This is a genomic window from Paenibacillus sp. Cedars, assembly GCF_003184205.1.
GTDB classification, from domain to species: domain Bacteria; phylum Bacillota; class Bacilli; order Paenibacillales; family Paenibacillaceae; genus Paenibacillus_AQ; species Paenibacillus_AQ glucanolyticus.
On sequence record NZ_CP020866.1, the window covers coordinates 910,499 to 930,994 of the forward strand.

The 20,496-nt window shown below is 46.3% G+C and carries 14 protein-coding genes; 13 read left to right on the top strand and 1 reads right to left on the bottom strand.

Annotation, left to right across the window (positions count from 1 at the left end):
* The first annotated feature begins 1 nt into the window (after position 1).
* The 9 genes from B9D94_RS05940 to glnA all read left to right on the top strand — a co-directional run bounded on the left by B9D94_RS05940 (position 2) and on the right by glnA (position 12,833).
* Complete coding sequence (locus tag B9D94_RS05940; RefSeq protein ID WP_006212194.1) at positions 2-1,453, top strand: sensor histidine kinase; 1,452 nt, start codon at positions 2-4, stop codon at positions 1,451-1,453.
* A 52-nt stretch (positions 1,454-1,505) separates the two neighbouring features.
* On the top strand, positions 1,506-2,456 hold the full coding sequence (locus tag B9D94_RS05945) for a 4-hydroxy-3-methylbut-2-enyl diphosphate reductase (protein WP_040680968.1): 951 nt from the start codon (positions 1,506-1,508) through the stop codon (positions 2,454-2,456).
* 306 nt (positions 2,457-2,762) lie between these two features.
* Entirely contained in the window at positions 2,763-3,719 is a 957-nt protein-coding gene (locus B9D94_RS05950; RefSeq protein ID WP_006212192.1) for an ABC transporter permease, read from the top strand.
* 31 nt (positions 3,720-3,750) lie between these two features.
* Positions 3,751-4,647 (top strand): carbohydrate ABC transporter permease, encoded by an 897-nt coding sequence (locus tag B9D94_RS05955; RefSeq protein ID WP_006212191.1) that lies wholly within the window; start codon positions 3,751-3,753, stop codon positions 4,645-4,647.
* Between the two features lie 79 nt (positions 4,648-4,726).
* Complete coding sequence (locus B9D94_RS05960; RefSeq protein WP_148246611.1) at positions 4,727-6,391, top strand: extracellular solute-binding protein; 1,665 nt, start codon at positions 4,727-4,729, stop codon at positions 6,389-6,391.
* 79 nt (positions 6,392-6,470) lie between these two features.
* Complete coding sequence (locus tag B9D94_RS05965; RefSeq protein ID WP_006212189.1) at positions 6,471-8,045, top strand: helix-turn-helix domain-containing protein; 1,575 nt, start codon at positions 6,471-6,473, stop codon at positions 8,043-8,045.
* A 38-nt stretch (positions 8,046-8,083) separates the two neighbouring features.
* The gene (locus B9D94_RS05970) at positions 8,084-9,880 is read left to right on the top strand and encodes a sensor histidine kinase (RefSeq protein ID WP_006212188.1); all 1,797 of its coding nucleotides are present in this window, start codon (positions 8,084-8,086) and stop codon (positions 9,878-9,880) included.
* A gap of 176 nt (positions 9,881-10,056) precedes the next feature.
* The gene (gene aroF / locus B9D94_RS05975; RefSeq protein ID WP_036639642.1) at positions 10,057-11,112 is read left to right on the top strand and encodes a 3-deoxy-7-phosphoheptulonate synthase; all 1,056 of its coding nucleotides are present in this window, start codon (positions 10,057-10,059) and stop codon (positions 11,110-11,112) included.
* A gap of 296 nt (positions 11,113-11,408) precedes the next feature.
* Positions 11,409-12,833, top strand: coding sequence for a type I glutamate--ammonia ligase (gene glnA, locus B9D94_RS05980; RefSeq protein ID WP_006212186.1), 1,425 nt, complete (start codon positions 11,409-11,411; stop codon positions 12,831-12,833).
* A gap of 161 nt (positions 12,834-12,994) precedes the next feature.
* Here glnA and B9D94_RS05985 read toward each other — a convergent pair whose 3' ends face one another.
* On the bottom strand, positions 12,995-14,032 hold the full coding sequence (locus B9D94_RS05985; protein WP_172963910.1) for a LacI family DNA-binding transcriptional regulator: 1,038 nt from the start codon (positions 14,030-14,032) through the stop codon (positions 12,995-12,997).
* A gap of 482 nt (positions 14,033-14,514) precedes the next feature.
* Between B9D94_RS05985 and B9D94_RS05990 the strand changes: the two genes are divergently transcribed.
* The 4 genes from B9D94_RS05990 (at position 14,515) to B9D94_RS06005 (ending at position 20,447) form a co-directional block, all read left to right on the top strand.
* The gene (locus tag B9D94_RS05990) at positions 14,515-15,858 is read left to right on the top strand and encodes an ABC transporter substrate-binding protein (protein ID WP_148246612.1); all 1,344 of its coding nucleotides are present in this window, start codon (positions 14,515-14,517) and stop codon (positions 15,856-15,858) included.
* A 108-nt stretch (positions 15,859-15,966) separates the two neighbouring features.
* Positions 15,967-16,860: a carbohydrate ABC transporter permease gene (locus B9D94_RS05995; RefSeq protein WP_006212185.1), complete on the top strand. Its 894-nt coding sequence runs from the start codon at positions 15,967-15,969 to the stop codon at positions 16,858-16,860.
* The gene (locus B9D94_RS06000) at positions 16,860-17,696 is read left to right on the top strand and encodes a carbohydrate ABC transporter permease (protein WP_006212184.1); all 837 of its coding nucleotides are present in this window, start codon (positions 16,860-16,862) and stop codon (positions 17,694-17,696) included. The genes B9D94_RS05995 and B9D94_RS06000 overlap by 1 nt, the downstream gene beginning before the upstream one ends.
* A 24-nt stretch (positions 17,697-17,720) precedes the next feature.
* The gene (locus B9D94_RS06005) at positions 17,721-20,447 is read left to right on the top strand and encodes a GH36-type glycosyl hydrolase domain-containing protein (protein WP_148246613.1); all 2,727 of its coding nucleotides are present in this window, start codon (positions 17,721-17,723) and stop codon (positions 20,445-20,447) included.
* The last annotated feature ends 49 nt before the right edge of the window (positions 20,448-20,496 follow it).

The following is a 20,496-nucleotide window of genomic DNA, read 5'->3' on the forward strand; positions in this document are numbered from 1 at the left end:
CATGTCCATTCGGTTAAGACTGACAGCGTGGTATACCGGCATCTTATTTGTGACACTGCTGATTTTCAGCTCGGCGGTGTATGGCTTTGTCCATTTGTATACGTATGAGGAGTTAAAGCAGCGTATTGAGCAGCAGGCTGACAAAATTGGTTTCACGCAAGGGGCGGTGGAGGTTCTGCCTAATAGATCCTCGGCTATCAGCTTGGAAGAAGCAGATCTGTATGTACAGACCTATACATTTTATAATGGTAAACTATGGCAATCTCAAAATATGGCTTTTAGCGGCATTCAATTTGACGTCCCTTCTGTAGAGAAGGCTTTAAATTCAAAACAAGCGTTTAAGCGTGTTACCGTGAACGGTAATTCGTTTTTGGTATTTGAAAATCGTGTTGTAGAGACAAATTCAGGGAAATTGTTTGGGTGGATACAAGTCGGTGCTAACACGCGTACCATCGAACAAACCCTGGACCGGCTCCAATCCATCCTGATCATGGGCTCGGCAGCCACACTTGTGATTGCATCAACCTTGGGACTGTTTCTGGCACGCAAATCCATGAAACCGATCGGCAAGGTCACCGAGGCGGCGGAGCAGATCCAGAAGGGCACGGACCTTAGCGTGCGAATCGAATACGACGGGCCGCAGGACGAGATCGGGCAGCTGATTGGTACCTTTAACGGGATGCTTGAGAGGACGGAGGGGTTCTACAAAGAGCTTGAGGATGCCTACGCCGCACAACGCCGTTTTGTATCGGATGCTTCCCATGAGCTTAGAACTCCATTGACAACCATTCGGGGGAATGTGGATCTGCTGCAAAAAATGTGGGAGGTAGCACCCGGCGAAAGAGCGGATATGGACGAAGCCACGATCAAGCAGATCTCATTCGAAGCGGTGGGAGATATATCGGATGAAGCCAAGCGGATGAGCCGGCTGGTGAACGATATGCTGTCTCTGGCAAGAGCCGATACCGGCCAGACCTTCGAGCTGGATCCCGTACCACTCCAGCCGTTGGTTGAAGAGGTCGCAAGGCGGGCTCATTTCCTGGAGAAAACGGCAGAGTGGCATGTGGGCGAACTGTCCGTTCTGAATGGTGTTTACGTGGAAGGCAACAAGGATTATTTACAGCAGATGCTGTTCATATTCATTGAGAATGCATTCAAGTACACGCCGGAGGGCGAGGTGAGCCTGGATGTTGTCCTGTACAAGGGACAGGTCGGGCTTCGAATTTCGGATACGGGAATCGGTATGGATAAGGACGAGGTTCCGTTCATATTCGAACGTTTCTACCGTGCGGATCAATCCAGAGGCATCACGAGCGGGACCGGACTTGGACTCTCCATTGCCAAGTGGATCATTGATGAGCATAAGGGGTCTGTGGAGGTTGTAACCCGAAGAGGGGAAGGCAGTACCTTTATCGTCTGGCTGCCCGTCGTATTTGCTCCTCCTCTGGAATAGGTTATAATAGACTAGATCGTTTACGTATTACAAGGGAAAGCAGGTGAGGATCATCGAAGTCTTGAGAATATCACCGAGAGGTTATTGTTATGGAGTCGTTGATGCCATGGTATTGGCACGTCAGGCGGCCCAGAATTTGGATCTTCCTCGGCCTATTTATATATTGGGCATGATTGTTCACAACAGTCATGTAACGCAATCCTTTGAAGATGAAGGCATCATTACCCTGGACGGTCCGAATCGGATGGAAATCCTGAGTCAGGTGGAGAGCGGCACCGTTATTTTTACCGCGCACGGGGTCTCTCCGGAAGTACGCAAGCTTGCACGGGACAAAGGGTTAACGACACTGGACGCCACTTGTCCGGATGTTACCAAAACCCATGATTTAATCCGGGAAAAGGTAGCCGACGGATATGAAATCATTTATATCGGCAAGAAGGGTCATCCGGAGCCGGAAGGTGCCATTGGCATCGCGCCGGATCATGTGCATCTTATCGAGAACGAGGAAGAGATCGAGCAGCTGCAGGTGAAGTCATCCCGAATCACCATTACGAATCAGACTACGATGAGCCAGTGGGATATCAAGCATATCATGAAGAGTCTGCTGGATAAATTTCCGGGAGCAGAGATTCATAACGAGATCTGTCTTGCCACGCAAGTGCGGCAGGAAGCTGTAGCCGAGCAAGCGGGACAGTCGGATTTGGTTATTGTGGTTGGAGATCCGCGGAGCAATAACTCGAACCGGCTTGCCCAGGTATCTGAAGAGATTGCAGGCGTTCCCGCTTACCGTATCGGGGATGTGACGGAACTGAAACGCGAATGGCTTGAAGGAGTAGGCAAAGTGGCAGTTACATCAGGGGCATCAACACCGACTCCAATTACCAAGGAAGTCATCGCTTATTTGGAACAGTATGAACACGATAAGCCGGATACTTGGGAAATCAAACGCACGGTGAATATGAGCAAGCTGCTTCCCCCGGTTCGGGTGAAGAGTAAGTCATAAGAATTGCCATTTATATGCTCAATTAAGACCCATCGCAGGTACTGTTTGCGATGGGTCTTTTCATGTTTGATTTCAGAAATGTTTATTACAAATCATAGGATTAAAAGGTGGAAACTGTAATTTTTCTAAAAGCCATATCTCTCACTTTACATAAGAAAGCAATATTCCATGTTGTGTAAGCGTTTCACTTTTCGATTGAATAATATCATTTTTCGTTGAATAGGCAAATGTTTATATTTGATAGTTTAAACTACAATGTTAGACATCAGATAAACTTCATGGCATAGAACACACGGGGGGTTGGATATGGCGCAAATATCCGTAGAACAGGAACCTGTTCCAAAACGGAAGAAGGACAGCTTGTTAATTCGCTTTGCTAAACAATGGGATATTCAGTTAATGGTGCTTCCTGCACTCGCACTCATTTTTGTGTTTAGCTATATACCGATGTACGGTATTTTGATGGCTTTTCAGGATTTTAACATTTTTAAAGGCATGGGTGACAGCCCTTGGGCAGGATTCAAACATTTCGAAATGTTCTTTGAATCACCAGAGTTTATGACGGTCATGAGAAATACGATCGTAATCAGTTTGCTCAAGTTTCTCATTGGATTCCCTGCACCGATTCTGCTTGCACTTATGCTGAACGAAGTCCGGCATATGTTCTTCAAAAGACTCGTGCAAACGGTCAGTTATCTGCCGCACTTCCTGTCTTGGGTTATCGTTTCAGGCTTTGCGATTTCTCTCTTGTCAACGGATAACGGCAGCGTAAATATTTTGCTTCAGAAGCTGAATTTGATTGAGGAACCGCTCAACTTCCTGTCCATTCCGGAATACTTCTGGACAATTCTCGTAACGACAGGGGTTTGGAAAGAAATCGGGTTCTCCTCCATCGTATACTTGGCAGCTGTGGCCGGGGTTGACCCGCATATGTACGAAGCTGCTGACATGGATGGTGCAAGCAAGTTCAGACAGATCTTTACGATTACGCTTCCCTCGATTATGCCGGTTGTAAGTATTTTCATGATTCTTGCCATTGGTAACTTGCTTACTGCAGGTTTCGAAGACATCTTGCTCTTGGCTAAGAACCCGGTATTGCGAGAGGTTTCCGACGTTATCGACACGTATGTTTATCGAATAGGTATTGAAAATTCCCGATTCTCATATGCAACGGCTGTAGGCTTGTTTAAAGCGGTAATCAGCGTCATGCTTCTGACGATTGCCAACTTGATCGCACGTAAATCAGGTAACAGCTTATGGTAAGAGAACATTGTGATGAAGGGAGTCGGTAGTTTTGGTACGGTTAGCATTCGGTGACAAAGTGATGATGGTTATTATATATATCTTTCTGGCATTATTGGCCTTTGTAACTTTTTATCCGTTTTGGAACGGACTGGTCATTTCATTTAACTCGGGTTCAGATACAGCAATGGGTGGCGTTACCTTTTGGCCCCGGGACTTTACATTGGAGAATTACGGGATCGTGTTTCAGGATACCAGGCTGCTGAATGGTTTCAAGATTTCGGTGCTTCGTACCGTGATCGGAACCATCTCCTCCATACTCGTAACATCCATCTTTGCTTACGGGATGACCAAGAGCGAATTGATTGGCCGCAAGTACTACATGATTATGTGTATCATTACGATGTATTTTGGCGGCGGCTTGATCCCAACCTTTATGCTCGTTCGTGGTTTGGGTCTGATGGACTCCTTCTGGGTGTTCATTATTCCGGGCTTGGTAAGCGTGTGGAACATGATCATCTTCCGGACTTTCTTCAACGGTCTTCCGAATGGTCTTGAGGAATCCGCCAAGATTGATGGCTGCGGCAACTGGGGTATTTTCTTCAAAATCATTCTCCCGCTGTCCGGTCCGGTTATCGCAACATTATCGTTATTTACGGCAGTTTCCCATTGGAATGAATGGTTCTTGCCAAGTATTTATATCAATAACGAGAACCTGCTGCCCATTCAGACCATGCTTCGCCAAATATTGAATTCTAATATTATGTCTGAACAGATGAGCAACCTGGATTCGGCTTCTCAAGCCGTTCTCTCACGGATGCAGAGTGTAACTTCTAAATCGCTGTCCATGGCAACTATGATGGTGGCAACGCTTCCGATTATTATGGTGTATCCATTTGTCCAGAAGCACTTCGTTAAGGGTGTTCTGGTAGGTTCCCTGAAAGAGTAGGAAGAGATAACAGGTGTTGTTTGAAGCATGAGCTTTGGACATAAATATCAAGTGTAAAGACGAAAGGGGAAATTAGAGAATGAGGTTGAGAAAGAAATCGCTGACCACATCGATGACGGCCTTGCTGACTGCAGCGCTCATGCTTTCGGCATGCGGCGGCGGAGCGAAAACTGCTGACCCAGCTCCTGCGGACAAAGGTGGAACTAGCACGCCTCCAACAGAAGAAGCAGGCAAGTTTGTACTTGGCGAAACTCCACTGGAGTTCAGTTTCTACGGTCATTATAACGAGTATACCATGCCTCCATGGGGGCAAGACGAATCTTCGAAATGGATTAAAGAGAATAAGAAAGTAACCGTAAACGCAATTCATTCGCAAGGTAACGCGCAGCAAAAATTCAACACTATGATTGCTTCCACTCAGCTTCCGGATGTCATGTGGATGGACCGTGGACCGGATGTAGAGAAGCTGCGTCAAGCTGACATGCTTGTGCCTTATGATGAATATCTCGATAAATATCCTAACCTGAAAGAATGGATGGGTGAAGAAGGTCTGAACATGCTTCGTTCCCCTGACGGCAAACTGTATCAGTTCCCGAACTGGTATACAAACCAGCCGAATGGTAATGCAGGGTATGTTGTTAATAAACAAATTTACACAGAGCTGGGTTCTCCTAAACTGGAAACCACAGATGATTTGTATGAATACCTGAAAGCAGTAAAAGCCAAGTATGGCGATAAAGTTGTTCCGTTTGAACCACACGTTCAAGGTCAAGGCATTGAAGTTCTGTATTCCGCTTTTGCTGAAAATGCTCTAACTCGCTGGATCAGCATCCGCGGCGTACCTAATGGCGATAAGCTGACTTCTATCTTTACGGATCCAATCTTCCGTGAGTCGATGCAGTATTCTGCGAAGCTGTTCCGTGAGAAATTGATTTCTCAGGATGCTATGACTCAAACGGTTGACCAGGTTAAAGAGAAAGTGAACACTGGACGCGTTGCAGTATACGCTGCATCAAGCCCGACTGAAAATGCAATGAACGCTCATGCAGAGTTGGCAGCAAAAGATCCAAATGGAGGATACTTCATGATCTGGCCGATTCACAAAGAAGGCCTCGACAAGAACAAAATCTTCCCTGGTACTTATACTCAATTGGGTTGGAACGTAAGCGTAATTACGAAGTCCGCTAAAGATCCAGAAGCTATCTTTGCTTTCCTGGATTGGTACACAGGTCCTGAAGGACAAAGCGTTCTGATGTGGGGCCCTCCAGGAGGATATTGGGATGGCTTTGAAGAAGACGGCGTGACACCTAAATTCACGGAGAAATATGTATCTGATGCAGCCGGTCTTAACAAACTTCAAGCAATCACAACGAATCTGCACTGGAATGGTAACACGGTATTTATTGATACAGCAAAAGCAAAATACGAGAGTACATTGCCAGAAGAGCAGCGCAACTGGTCCACTCGTTGGCAGTATGAAATCACTTGGAAAACCCAAGCGAATGCTACGGAATACATCAACCTCGATCCGGCTCCGGACAGCGAGGAAGGAATTATCCGTCAGCGTGTAGAAGATATCTTTACAGAATCCAGAGCGAAAGCCCTGTATGCGAAGGATGATGCAGAAGTATTGGCTATCCTCGACAAGGCTGAAGCGGATGCACAATCTGCTGGATACGATAAACTTCTTGCATTCAAAACAACGAAATGGCAAGAAAACGTTACAAAAATGAAAGGCCAATAATAATCTTTACTTAAACCAAGAAGGGTATGCTGCTGATGCAGTATACCCTTATCGGAATTTATAGGGGAGATGGTAACCTGTGTATAAAGTGCTGCTGGCAGACGATGAAATACTGGACCTAGAGGGCATGAAGAGCTTTATTCCATGGGAGAATCTCGGAATGAAAGTGATAGACTCGGTCAATAATGGCTTCGCCGCCTATGAGGTTCTCGAGAGGGAGAAGATCGACATCCTCGTTACCGATGTCCGCATGCCCAATATGACCGGGCTGGAGCTTGCACAGCGGGCGCTGAAATTGCAGGAGGAACTTCGGATTATCTTCGTAAGCGGTTACCAGGACTTTGGTTACGTGAAGCAGGCTATCGCTTTGAACGCATGCAGTTATGTTTTGAAGCCGATGGAAGATCAGGAACTGATCGATGCCCTGACAAAAGTGAAACTTGAGCTCGATCGCCTTCATGAACGCAAGGAGACGGAGCAGGCCTATCAGCAGATGATCCCTATCCTCAAAAATCAATACTTGCTGCAAATTCTTCAGAAGCCTTACGATGGCGCGATACTGGATATCATCAAGCGGGAGTACCGTTTTACAGAGCTTCATTGGCCGGTGTGCGTCATTTTGCTGGAACTTGATAATGTGAGTACATGGCGCAACAGCTCGCTCGATTCCGAGGAAAAGCTTAGTGTTGTGGAGAACTACTTTGCAAGATTACATAAACTTCTCGACGCGAACGGCTTTGAGCATATATGCAAGGTGAACGATCAGCGGACAGCCGTGCTGCTTAGCGGTGGCCGAGGCAAAGCGGAGATTCAGTCCCTTCTGGAAGAATTGAAGCAAGAATGCGCCTATACCATGACTGTAGGGGAAGGTAAGGCCGTCCACAAGCTGGAGGATCTCCATACATCCTATCAGGAGGCTTTAGCTGCCCTGGACTATAAGATGTTTCGGGGCAAAGGCAGATGGATTCTGTACAGCGAGGTGCCTACCGAAGATCGTGAAGATGTAAAAAGTCTCGATATCCGCTTCGATGCATTGTTTACAGCCATGACAGAGTATGATATTGTTCGTATCTATGATGAATTGGAAGCGATTCAATTACTTGCTTCCAATATACGTTCCAAGTTCACGATACGCAATTTAGCTGTGTATATCATGGTAAAGCTGGAAGGTCATCTTCAGACGATTAATGAAGAATTGTACCGAATGGCAGGCTTGGAGCTCAAGAATTTTGATATTTTGCTGCACTTTGAAACGATGGATGATATTTTCTCATGGCTGCGAATGAAGGCAATGGAAATATCGGAAATGCTCAAAAACCGAAAATCAACCAAGAATGGACGCTTGGTCGAAGAGATTATTGAGAATATTCAGGCGCGCATGCATGAGAACATTACACTGCGAGATATGGCAAACCGTTTTTCTTTCTCACCGAATTATCTCGGGGTACTCTTCAAAGAAGAAACCGGGCATAACTTCAGCGATTATGTGATTAAACTCCGCATGGAGCGTGCGAGAGACCTGCTCAAGACAACCAAGCTGAAAATATACGAAATTGCGTCACAGACCGGGTATCAATATTTACCTTATTTCAGTCGGCAGTTTAAGGAAATGTACGGAATGACACCCTTGGAATACCGGCGCAAGCACTCTTAACTTGCAAAATACAGATTAGATGTGGGGTCATGCATGTTATGGCGGGGAAATTCGAACGAATACGGGTCAAGATACCATTCGGTTACAAGTTGATGATTTCGTACTGTGTGTTCATCATTATACCGGTATTGCTTGTGGGTCAAATCGCGAATCAAGTCTTCGTTAAGTCAACTCGTGAGCAGACGTACAACAACATCCAGGGAACACTTCATCAAATGAGCGAGAATATTTCTTACAAGATGGAGGATATGATTCGAATATCAGACATGCTGTATTTCGATACGACCTTTAACAGCCGGCTGCGATATACAGAAAGCGCCTGGGTAAGCTACGATACAACGATCAATGTGCTCATTCCGAAGCTGGAGACAGCGGTGAGCACAGCGAACCGGAGGATTTGGCTGTCGATCTATCTGCGCAATGACGATCTTAGGGAGATCTATGACAGTTACGCGTATTCGGATCCGCTCGACTCGAACAAACGTCTATTCGATATTTATCAATATGAGCGGCTTGAGAACAGGACCTGGTATAAATTATATCCCAAGGAAGAGAATTACGGAGTAACACTCCAGTGGAAACAGATCGAGGATGATGCGAGCAACGGCCGTATCTCATTGCTGCGGAGACTGGTCGATATCAGTACGACCATTAAACCGCAGGAGATCGGATTCATGCGGATTAATGTCAGCATGACAGATTTGTTCGAAAGCATGGATTACAACAAGATCGGCGATGGCACAGCGTTGTATTTATCGGATTCCCAAGGACGCGTGGTCCTGTCATCGGGCGGCAAGCAGACCAACGTCTTTAGAGAGAAGGAGCTCCGTAAGAACGGGGATTTGCTTATCCGCAAGCCGATTCCTCAGCTGGGCTGGGATCTCATTGCCGTGGTTCCTGCCCAAATTGTGGAGAAAGATACCGTAAAGATACGTAATCTAACCTATCTGATCTGTCTCATTTGCATTGGTATCTTTTTTGTTGTCAGCATCGTGGTCTCAAGATATTTCAGTCGAAGGGTGTCCAAAATCGTATCGGTGCTTGATTCATTTCAGGAAGGTGAATTCCATAAAAGGGTGTCTTTTAAAGGAAATGATGAGTTCACCCACATCTCCTCTGCTCTGAACGATATGGGCAGCAATATCGGTAAACTGATCAATGAGGTGTATCTTGCCGATCTGCAGAAAAAAGAAGCGGAGCTGGAGTCGCTTCATGCGCAGATTAATCCGCATTTCCTATACAATACGCTATCTTCCATCAGCCGCTTGGCACGGTTCGGGATGCTGGATAAACTTCAGCGCATGGTGATGGATTTGGCGAAGTTTTACCGTCTGTCGCTGAATGATGGCCGTAATATCATCTCGGTGAAGAATGAATTGGAACAGGCTCAGGCGTATGTTGATATTCAAAAGATCAAATACGATGAGCGGATGCAGGTTACCTATGATTATGCGCCTGAGGTGGTACGGTATGAAACGGTGAAATTGATACTGCAGCCGTTTATCGAGAATGTGCTGGAGCATGCATGGACCGGGGAGTATATTCATATCCGAATTACGGCCACAGTGCTGGAAGTGGAAGATGTGCTGGAATTCAAAATCATTGATAACGGCGTGGGCTTCCCTCCCGGCAGAGTTCTTGATAATACAGCTGGTCAGGATCTGACCAATGCCGGATACGGCATTCGGAATGTAGACCAACGGATCAAGCTTCACTACGGTAATGAATATGGGGTCACTTTGTTCAGCCGTGCTGGCATCGGGACAACCGTAAGAATTGTCATACCGCTGGTTAAGCGAAAAGTGGCAGAAGGACGTAATAAAACGTTATTGTAAACGGAAAGACCAGATCTCCCGATCATGAAGGCTTGAAGAATGGGCTTGACGACGGGAGATTTTTTCTGTATATTTACTTTATCAGTTAAAAGCATAAAAGCTTAAAAGCGAACAAGCGCGAAAGTGAGCATTAACTCATTCACAAACAGGAATATATTCAGAAAGAAGGTTATATAATGATCGTTATCACTTCAAATCAAATATTAGAGGAACAAGTACAGCATATCGTAGGGGAAATTGAGAAGGAAGGACTGCAGGCTCATGTATCCCGAGGAGCGGATCGGACGGTAATCGGTCTTATCGGCAGTGTGAATCCGAAACTTGCGGAGCATCTTCGTCAAATGAAAGGTGTAGAGAACGTAGTCAAGATCTCCAAGTCCTACAAGCTGGCGAGCCGTGATTTCCATCCGGATGATACCGTTATCGATATTAAGGGCACCAGGATTGGCGGCGGCAACCTGGTTGTCATGGGGGGACCGTGCGCAGTGGAATCTGCGCAGCAGATTGACGAGATTGCACAGCTGGTCAAGGCAGCAGGTGGGCAAGTGCTCAGAGGAGGCGCATTTAAGCCTCGTACGGGTCCATACAGCTTCCAGGGTGTTGGCGTCGAGGGTTTGATCATGATGGCTGAAGCGGGCCAAAAACATGGCCTGCTGACGATAACAGAGGTTATGACCCCCGAATACGTTGATATTTGCGCCGAGTATGCCGATATTCTTCAAGTAGGTACCCGAAATATGCAGAATTTTGATCTGCTTCGCAAACTGGGCACCTGCGGCAAGCCGGTTTTGCTCAAGAGAGGCTTTAGCGCCACCTATGATGAGTTACTGAATGCAGCGGAATATATTCTTGCCGGCGGCAATCCGAATGTTATGCTCTGTGAACGCGGAATCCGAACATTCGAAACGTATACCCGAAATACATTGGATTTATCTGCCATCCCGGTTCTGCAAGGGTTGAGCCATCTTCCGGTGATCTCGGACCCAAGTCACGGAACGGGCCGGCGCGAGCTCGTAGAACCGATGTCCAAGGCTTCTGTAGCGGCTGGAGCAGACGGTCTTATCATTGAGATGCATACGGATCCTGACAATTCCATGACGGGAGATGGCGTTCAATCGCTGTTCCCGGATCAATTCGCCGCGCTGCTGAAAGACTTGGAGCAACTGGCTCCATTGGTAGGTAAAAGCTTTGCCACTTCAAAAGCACCTGCCTCTGAATTTGTGCGCGTATAATAATCGATATAGGTGAATTTGATAGACTTAAGCATATCGTTCGCTATATGAGGATAGCTGGGCCAGTCCCTTATTTATAGTAGTAGACACTTGCAGCAAGCTCGCAGGTGTCTTTTTGCTTCGTTTACATTAACTGGTTTTCAATGTCAGTATATATAACATCATTTTTAAAAATACCTTACATAGGTATTGACGTCAGGTTATCTCCCGGCATATAATGACGAAAAGAAATCGAAAGATTATGAACATTGTTAAGCTGTTTTAGTCTTAATGTTCGGAAATTGGGAGGAAGAGACATGTCGGTAGAGAAAGTATTGCAAACCATTAAAGAGAACAATATTGAGTGGGTCGATTTTCGTTTTGTGGACTTGTCGGGACGGGCGCATCACATTACCTTGCCGGCTTCAGAGGTAGATGAAGAAACATTCGTGAACGGGGTAGCGTTTGATGGATCTTCTATTCCAGGATTCCGCGGCATTGAAGAATCAGATATGGTAATGATGCCAGATCCGGAATCTTGCTATATCGATCCATTTACAGCACATCCTACACTTAACATTATGAGCAACATCTTTACACCGGAGGGCGATGCTTACGAGCGTGATCCACGCGGTATCGCAGCTCGCGCTGAGCAATATCTTCAAGAGGCGGGAATCGGTACAGCAGCATTCTTCGCACCTGAATCCGAGTTTTTCCTGTTCGATGATGTTCGCTACGAAAGCTCCATGAACAGCTCCAGCTACTTTGTAGACTCCGAGGAAGCAAACTGGAATACCAACCGCAAGGAAGAAGGCGGCAACCTTGGTTTCAAAGTTGGCGTTAAGGGCGGATACGTTCCAGTGGCACCTATTGATACACAGCAGGACATTCGCAGCGAAATGTGCCGTTTGCTTGAGGAGGCAGGACTGCGGGTTGAGCGTCATCACCATGAGGTAGCAACGGCAGGGCAGGCTGAAATCAACTTCCGTTTTGACACATTAAAGAAAACAGCTGACAATTTGTTGATCTATAAATACATCGTGCATAACACGGCTCGCCAATATGGCAAAACGGCTACATTCATGCCGAAGCCACTGTTCGGAGATAACGGAAGCGGCATGCACGTTCACCAATCCATTTTCGATGGCGATACCCCTTTGTTCTACGAAAAAGGAGCTTATGCTAACCTGAGCGAAACGGCTATCCACTACATTGGCGGTATTCTGTACCATGCACCGGCATTGATTGCTTTGACAAATCCGAGCACAAACTCCTTCAAACGTCTGGTTCCAGGCTATGAAGCACCGGTTAACCTCGTGTACTCCAAAGGCAATCGTTCCGCAGCAGTTCGGATTCCGGTTGCAGCTGTAACACCTAAAGGCTGCCGCATTGAGTTCCGTACACCGGACTCCACGGCGAATCCTTACCTTGCATTCTCGGCCATGCTGATGGCTGGCCTGGATGGCATCAAGCGCAAAATCGATCCGACGGCACTGGGCTACGGACCATTCGATAAGAACATCTACGAACTGTCTGATGCTGAGAAGAGAGAAATCCGCAGCGTACCAGGTTCCCTGGATGAGGCTTTGGATGCTCTTCAAGCAGACAGCGAATTCTTGACTGAGGGCGGCGTGTTTACGCAGGAATTCCTCGATAACTTCATTGAGCTCAAGCGCTCTGAAGCTAAAGCGGTTAACATCCGTGTTCATCCGCATGAGTACTCCCTGTACTACGACCTCTAATACTCATATTAAAAAAAGCTTAGGGCCTGTGGCTCTAAGCTTTTTTTAGTATGTAGATGGATGGAAAGTAGATAGTGCTGTCCAAGCGAGCAGAAGGGCGGCCTTCCGGGTGAGGAAGGTGAGGAAGGTGAGGAAGACCGTCGGTCCAATTGGACAAGCAATCAGAAGTAACCGAAGTGATGTGTCTTGCTCCCGCAAGATTCGCGTACGATAAGCTCAGGCTCAACAACAAACGAGCTGACCGGTGATTGCTTATTGATCAGGTCGTAGAGCATAAGTGCGGCCAATCGGCCGATCTTGTCTTTGTTTTGACGAATGGTCGTTAACTTGGGTGTAGTATATTTACATGCTTCAATATCGTCACAGCCAATGATCGAAACATTGTCTGGCACATTCAGGCCTTGCTCCTGAAGCGCCTGGATGGCCCCAATGGCAATCTGATCGGAGGCTGCAAAGATGGCACGGGGCAGCGATCCTGCCTGGATCAACCGTGTCATGGCCTTATATCCGCTTGCTTCGTAAAAGTCATCCCCGTTCAGAAACCACTCCGTACGGGCAGGAAGCCCGAAGCTCTCCATAGCGTTGCGATAACCGGCCTCACGCATGTTGGAGATTTCAGATTCCTTGCTGCCCCCAATGAATCCTAAGTCTCTGAAGCCTTGGAGGTAGAAATGTTCAACGACCTTCGAGGACATTTTATAGTTGTCCGACATAATGTGCCCCGACATTTCGCCGATCAGCTCAATGTCGACCCCAATACACGGAATGTCGCTCTCATCAAGCTCCTTAATGGAGGGCTCGATTTCTTCCCCGGATATAATGACACAGCCGTCCACCTGATAATGACGACATCTTCCGAGATAGTCGGCATCATCACCCTGGAATTTTTCATTCGAAAAAAACAGAAGGTCGTAACCGAGGACACCCATTTGTTTCTTGAACGAATTCAGAACCTCAACGAAAAAAGGATGGGTAAAATCCACATTCAATTTCCCGGCAAAAATAACGCCTATTAAATTGGATTTTTTCGTGGCTAATGTTTTCGCGGAGTTGGAGGGGGTATATCCGGTTTCTTTCATGATTTCCAGCACACGAGCTTTGGTCTCCTCGGATACATCACTATAGTTGTTAATAATCTTGGAGACGGTGGAAACGGATACCCCCGCCATTTTAGCGATTGTTTTAATATTCAACCCCATACTAAACGCCCCTTATTTGTTTATCAAGTCACCCCGAAATTTTCGTGGATTTTCGTTATAATTGTTAAAAAAACCTAAATATCAGCATAAAAAATGCCGCTTTCAACTTGTTTTTACGTTTAAGGTGATTCGTTCGAAACTTTTTATAATTCTCTATTCGAAACTGTTTCGTAAAAATAGTGTATCCGCTTTAGTACTTTAAGTCAATGGAAGGAAGCGGCTATATAGCTGGAGTATCAAGGGGAAATAACGGAATGATAACGAGACGAAAAATTGTATTGAATGAGGTTAAAAAAAGCTTTGACAAACAAAATGTTATGAGTAATAATAGGCCTTACGAAACCGCTTTCGGTATAATTCGCTGAATTACGAAATGGATTACTGAAATTTTCGTAGCATCAAGACTATACTGGACGAAAAGAAGCGGAATAATGAATCCGGTTTCATAAATGAATTGCAAATTAATTTCAGGGGGTAAAGAAATGATTAAGAAATTATCAGCAGTACTTCTGGCGGGTGCTTTGACTTTCTCGCTAACGGCTTGCGGAGGAAGCAGTGATTCGGCCGATAAAGAAACACCGGCTAAAGGCGATAAGAAGGTCATCAAAATTTTACACTGGAAACAGGATAACATCAATAAAGCAGTTGAAGAGATCAACAAGAAATTTGAAGAGAAGTACCCTGAGTATAAGGTGGAATATACCACTACAGGACCGGATGATGAATTTAAGCAGGCGCAGAGAGCGAGAATCACGGCAAACGATGTGGACGTTCTGGCTGATTTGTCCGGGATGAGACTTTCTCCGCAGGAATGGACGCCAGGTGCTAAGGTGCCCGATTGGCAGCAGTGGATTGATACAGGACTGATCGCAGATTTATCGGACCAAGCCTTCATTAAGAATTATAATGCTAACGATATCGAAAAAGCCGGAACTTATAACGATAAAGTCTATGCAGTTCCAACAGGCAAGGTAGCCATGTCCGGCCTTTTCTATAATAAAGAGATTTTCGAGCAAAATGGTCTGAGCGTTCCAAAAACGTGGTCGGAGTTCATTATGCTCAATGATGATCTGAAAGCCAAAGGCATTACCCCGATTGTTGTTGCAGGTAAAGACGTATGGCCTTTGAAACTCCCTGTATTCGCTCTGCAAGCCAAAATTCTGGGTGGCGGAGATCAACAGAAATGGATTGAGGGTGTTTGGAAAGGCGAGACGGCTTATAACGATGAAGAGGCAGTCGAAGTATTGGAAAAAATGAAGACGCTTCAAGACAATTACATGATTGACGGATTCATGGGGATTGATTATGCAACAGCGCCTTCTTATTTTGCAACAGGCAAAGCGGCGATGCTGGCTGATGGATCCTGGGATGCTCCAACCATTGCAGCTGCAAACCCAGAGCTGAAGTTCGGATACTTCCCGCTTCCTGCAACAGAAGATGCAGCGAAGAATGCATCCTTTGTCGGCAAGTATGATGTAACCTGGTATGCTGCCGAGAAAGGACCGAACAAAGAGGGAGCATTGAAATGGCTTGAGTTCTTCTCCGAACCGGAGAACTACACGACATTTGTAAAGGCTGCCGGTTTCATTCCAACACAGGATAACATTCAAACCGAAAGCGATTTTATCGACAACGAACTTACTCCGTATCTGGGGGACTTTGAATTGGCGTACGAAATCATGATGATCAACCGTCAGAATATCGGCGAGCATCTGGCTGCTGAGGGTGTTCATACTGAATTCCTGGCTCCGGGCGGCCTTTACAAAACAGCGAAGGAATTGGCTGACATTCAGCAAAAAGAATGGGAAGCCGCAGCTCCTAAATAAAGATTTCTTCTACTATAAAGAGACCTATATAGAATGAACCATACTGTAATCGGGGTCTGTGCAACAGGCCCCGACATTTATTGAATCGGGATTTGCGAGGTGAGAGAGATGTATCCATTTGGAAAAGGGTTTAATCGCTTCATACCATTATTGCTGCTGCTGATACCCATGGCATTATACATTGTTTTTTATTTTGGACCTTCGATATTGACGGTCATTTACTCCTTTACCGACGTTAAAAACCTCCCCGGCAGCACCTATCAATTTGTGGGGCTTGATAATTACAAGGATTTATTCTTCTCGGGAAATTCAGGCGAACGCTGGCGCTCCATTATAAATACCCTGATCTTCATGTTCGTTGTTACGATTGTACAAAATGGAGTTGCTCTATTTATTGCCGTGATCATCAATCAACGCCTTAAAGGAGATTATTTCTATCGTGCGGTGTTTTTCTTGCCGGTTGTACTAGGCGTAGCTGTGGTTGCCCTAATCTGGGGGATGATGTTTGATCCGTTAAACGGACCGGTTAACCGCCTCTACGATGTTCTTTTCGGATATCAGGATATGTTCTTCGGAAGTTTCACCCATGCGTTCGGCTATATTATATTCGTACAGATTTGGATGTACATGGGATACTCCATGTTGATCTTTCTGGCAGGACTGCAGTCGGTTCCAAAAGATTTATATGAAGCAGGTCATATTGACGGCACTAGCAAATGGCAATCCTTCCGTCATATTACCTTTCCTCTCATTGCACCGTCTTTCACGGTGAATATGCTGCTGTCTATTATTGGGGCTATGTCGACGTTTGATATCATTTTGGCAACAACAGACGGTCGATTTAATACCAGAACGATGGCATATGACGTGTACAAGGAAACATTCCGCGGCAGCTTGGAAATGGGTCTTCCTTCTGCGCTTTCCGTGATACAGTTCTTGATTATTCTCCTCTTTGTTGTTGTTGCCGTCAGACAAACGCGTAAGAGAGAGGTGGAATATTGATGCAGAATTCCAAAACAACTCAAATTCTTTCTTACGGCGTCGTATTTCTGCTTCTGATTCTGTATGTCGTGCCGCTTCTGCTGGTGTTCAACATTTCGCTTAAATCCTTTAATGAATATTTGCTCAATCCCATTGGGATCGTCCAGAACATTGAATGGGGCAACTACACGCAAGCATGGTCTGAGGGCAATTTTGCCGGTTATTTCACCAACAGTCTGATTTACACGGTGGCGGCAACGGGGCTTACCATCATTGTTTCGTTGTTTGCCGCTTTTCCGGTTGCGCGCGGATATGTCATGTGGAGCGGATTCATTTATATGTTCTTCTTGCTGTCCCAGTTCCTTCCGAACCCGATGGTAGCCCAATATAAATTAATGCTGTCCTTTAAAGAGAGTGTTTCATTTTTCGGTTACGATACCAAGCTCGGTTATATTTTACTGAAAACGACGGGCACAGGCGTTGTATTCATGATGTTTGTGGGCTATATCAAATCGATCAGCAGAGATCTGGATGAAGCCGCAGGGATGGACGGTTCCGGATATATTCGTTACTTGTTCCAAATTATTCTGCCCCTTATGAAACCTGTGATAGCAACAGGTGTCATTCTGACCGCGATTGGGGTGTGGAATGACTTTGTAGGTCCGATCATGTATCTTCCAAGTCCGGCTAATTATCCGATCACGTTTGGCCTAAAAGAGTTCAGAGGGCAGTACGGGAATAACTGGCCGCTGCTTGCATGCGGAATAACGATCGTGGCTGCACCATTGATCATTCTGTACACGTTCATACAGAAATACCTTGTGGATGGCGCTCTTGCAGGAGCGGTTAAATCCTAATGGCATAAAGGGGAAGAGAACGATATGAAATCGACAGGATGGAAGTTTCAGGGGAACCAGGGCGTGTTTTCATTGAACATGCCTGAACATAACAGCTATTTATATTTTCCGTTAGTTAATGAAGCCGGCATGATGTCAGCCATAACGCCGAATCTTCATGGAGAAATCACAAGCAGTCACAATACTTTTTTGATGTCACCCGTATCGGTAGAGGATCTGCATAATTCTAAATCTGCACGTAATTTCTGGGTGTATATCGATGGGTACGGGGCATGGTCCGCAACTGGCAATTCCGCCAGGCAGAATGCAAACCGATTCATGCAGCAGGAGGAAGAGAGCAAATTAGAAGCAGGGTTTCTATGGCATAAGCTGAAGCGGATTAACCGGGAAACGGGACTGCAAGCGGAAGTGACGAGTTTCGTTCCTGTAACGGATGACAAAATTGAATTGATGAAAGTGAAACTGACAAACACAAGCGATCAGCCGCTGAAGCTGACGCCTACCGCAGCCATCCCGCTGTACGGACGCTCGGCAGATGATCTGCGGGATCATCGTCATGTGACTTCACTGCTGCATCGGATCTTTGTTCATCGTAAGGGGATCGAGGTGCAGCCTGTTCTGTCGTTTGACGAGCGCGGTCACCGTATCAATCAGGTGTGCTACAGCGTGCTGGGTGCAGAGGCAGATGGTGCGGAACCAGCCGGTTATGATCCGGTACTCGAGGAATTTATCGGGGAAGGCGGCGCACTGGATTGGCCCGAGGCTGTAGTTGCCAACAAGAAAGCGGGTGCAGCGGCTGGTGATACGCTGGAGGGCTACGAAGCGATTGGGGCTCTCCGGTTTCATGAGCTTCAATTGCTGCCAGGCCAATCCAGAGCTTATGTGATCGCAATGGTCATTTCAGAGGATCGCATAGAATCCGGCAGGCTGGACGAAACGTATTTATCGGAGAAGAGTTTTGATGATCTGCTTAAGCAGAACGAAAACTATTGGAATGACAAGCTGGCAACCGTGTCCTTTCATACTGGAGATCAACAGCAGGATATGTGGATGAAATGGGTAACGCTGCAGCCTATATTGCGCCGTTTATACGGGAACTCCTTCCTCCCCTATCATGACTATGGCCGTGGAGGCCGCGGATGGCGTGACCTGTGGCAGGATTGCCTTGCACTGATGATTATGGAGCCATCTGAGGTTCGATACCTTCTGCTCAATAATTACGCAGGTGTGCGAATGGACGGAAGCAATGCAACAATTATCGGAACCAAGCCGGGTGAGTTTATCGCGGACCGGAACAATATTCCTCGCGTATGGATGGATCATGGTGCCTGGCCGTTAATGACCACCCTGCTTTATATCAATCAGAGCGGGGATCTGGATTTCCTGAAGCAGCCTCAAACGTATTTCCGTGATGTGTTTGTGAAACGGTGTCAGGAGAAGGACAGCCACTGGTTGCCGGAGAATGGGAATAAGCTCTTAACCGTGAATGGCAGGGTATATGAGGGAACGATACTTGAGCATATTTTGCTGCAGAATCTGGTTCCGTTCTTTAATGTAGGCGAGCACAATAACATCAAGCTGGAGGGAGCAGACTGGAATGATGGTCTGGACCTAGCGCCAGGCAGAGGCGAGAGTGTAGCATTTACTGCGTTTTATGCGAGCAACTTGATGCAGCTTGCTGATGTATTGCTGGCATGGCAGGAGAACCACGGTGTCGAATTCATTGAAATTGCAGAGGAAATGGCTGTTTTGCTCGATTCGTTAACGACTCCCGCTTCCTATGAGGATGTTAAAGGGAAACTCGAACTGCTGGATAGGTATTACGAATCAGTAAAAGTCTCTGTGACCGGAAACAAACTGAAATTAAGTTTAGCGGATGTTGTACAGGATTTGAAACTGAAAGCGGAATGGATCATCCAGCATTTGCGCCGCAACGAATGGATCACAAACGAAGAAGGGTATGCGTGGTTCAACGGATATTACAATAATGATGGAGAACGCGTGGAAGGCGATTTTCCCCATGGTGTGCGCATCACGCTTACAGGTCAGGTCTTTGCTGTCATGGGCGGAATTGCTGACGATGATCAGGTAAGCCGGATTACGAAGGCTGTGGATCGTTATCTGAAAGACCCTAACATCGGTTACCGCCTCAACTCGAACTTTGGCGAGATTCAGCAAAATCTTGGACGTGCGTTCGGATTTGCGTTCGGGCATAAAGAGAATGGCGCCATGTTTAGCCATATGAGTGTCATGTATGCGAATGCTCTGTATAAAAGAGGTTTTGTCCAAGAAGGATATGAGGTGCTGCAGTCGATTTATGATCTGAGCAATGACTTTGATCGCAGTCGCATGTATCCTGGTATTCCTGAATACATCAATGAGAAGGGAAGAGGCATGTATCCCTATCTCACCGGATCAGCAAGCTGGCTTCTGCTTACGATGCTGACCGAGGTGTTTGGCGTGAAAGGTAATCTGGGACATCTTCGCTTGGAACCTAAATTACGTTCCTCTCAATTTGGAGCTGATGGCAACGCAGTTGTAGATACAAGGTTTGCTGATCAACAGCTTCAGATTGTATACAGCAATCCAAGCGGATTGGATTATGGAAGTTATGGGATTCAATCCATTACACTGAACGGCGAGAAGGTTCAGCTGCGGAGTATCACCCGAGGGGCAGCTGAAGTGGATCGTTATACGTTGTCTGCGTTATCCATGAATGAATCTCATATCATTCTTGTCGAGCTCGCCTAACATAAGAACATGCAAATTGACGGAAGCCCTGGCAGACAAGTGACCGGGG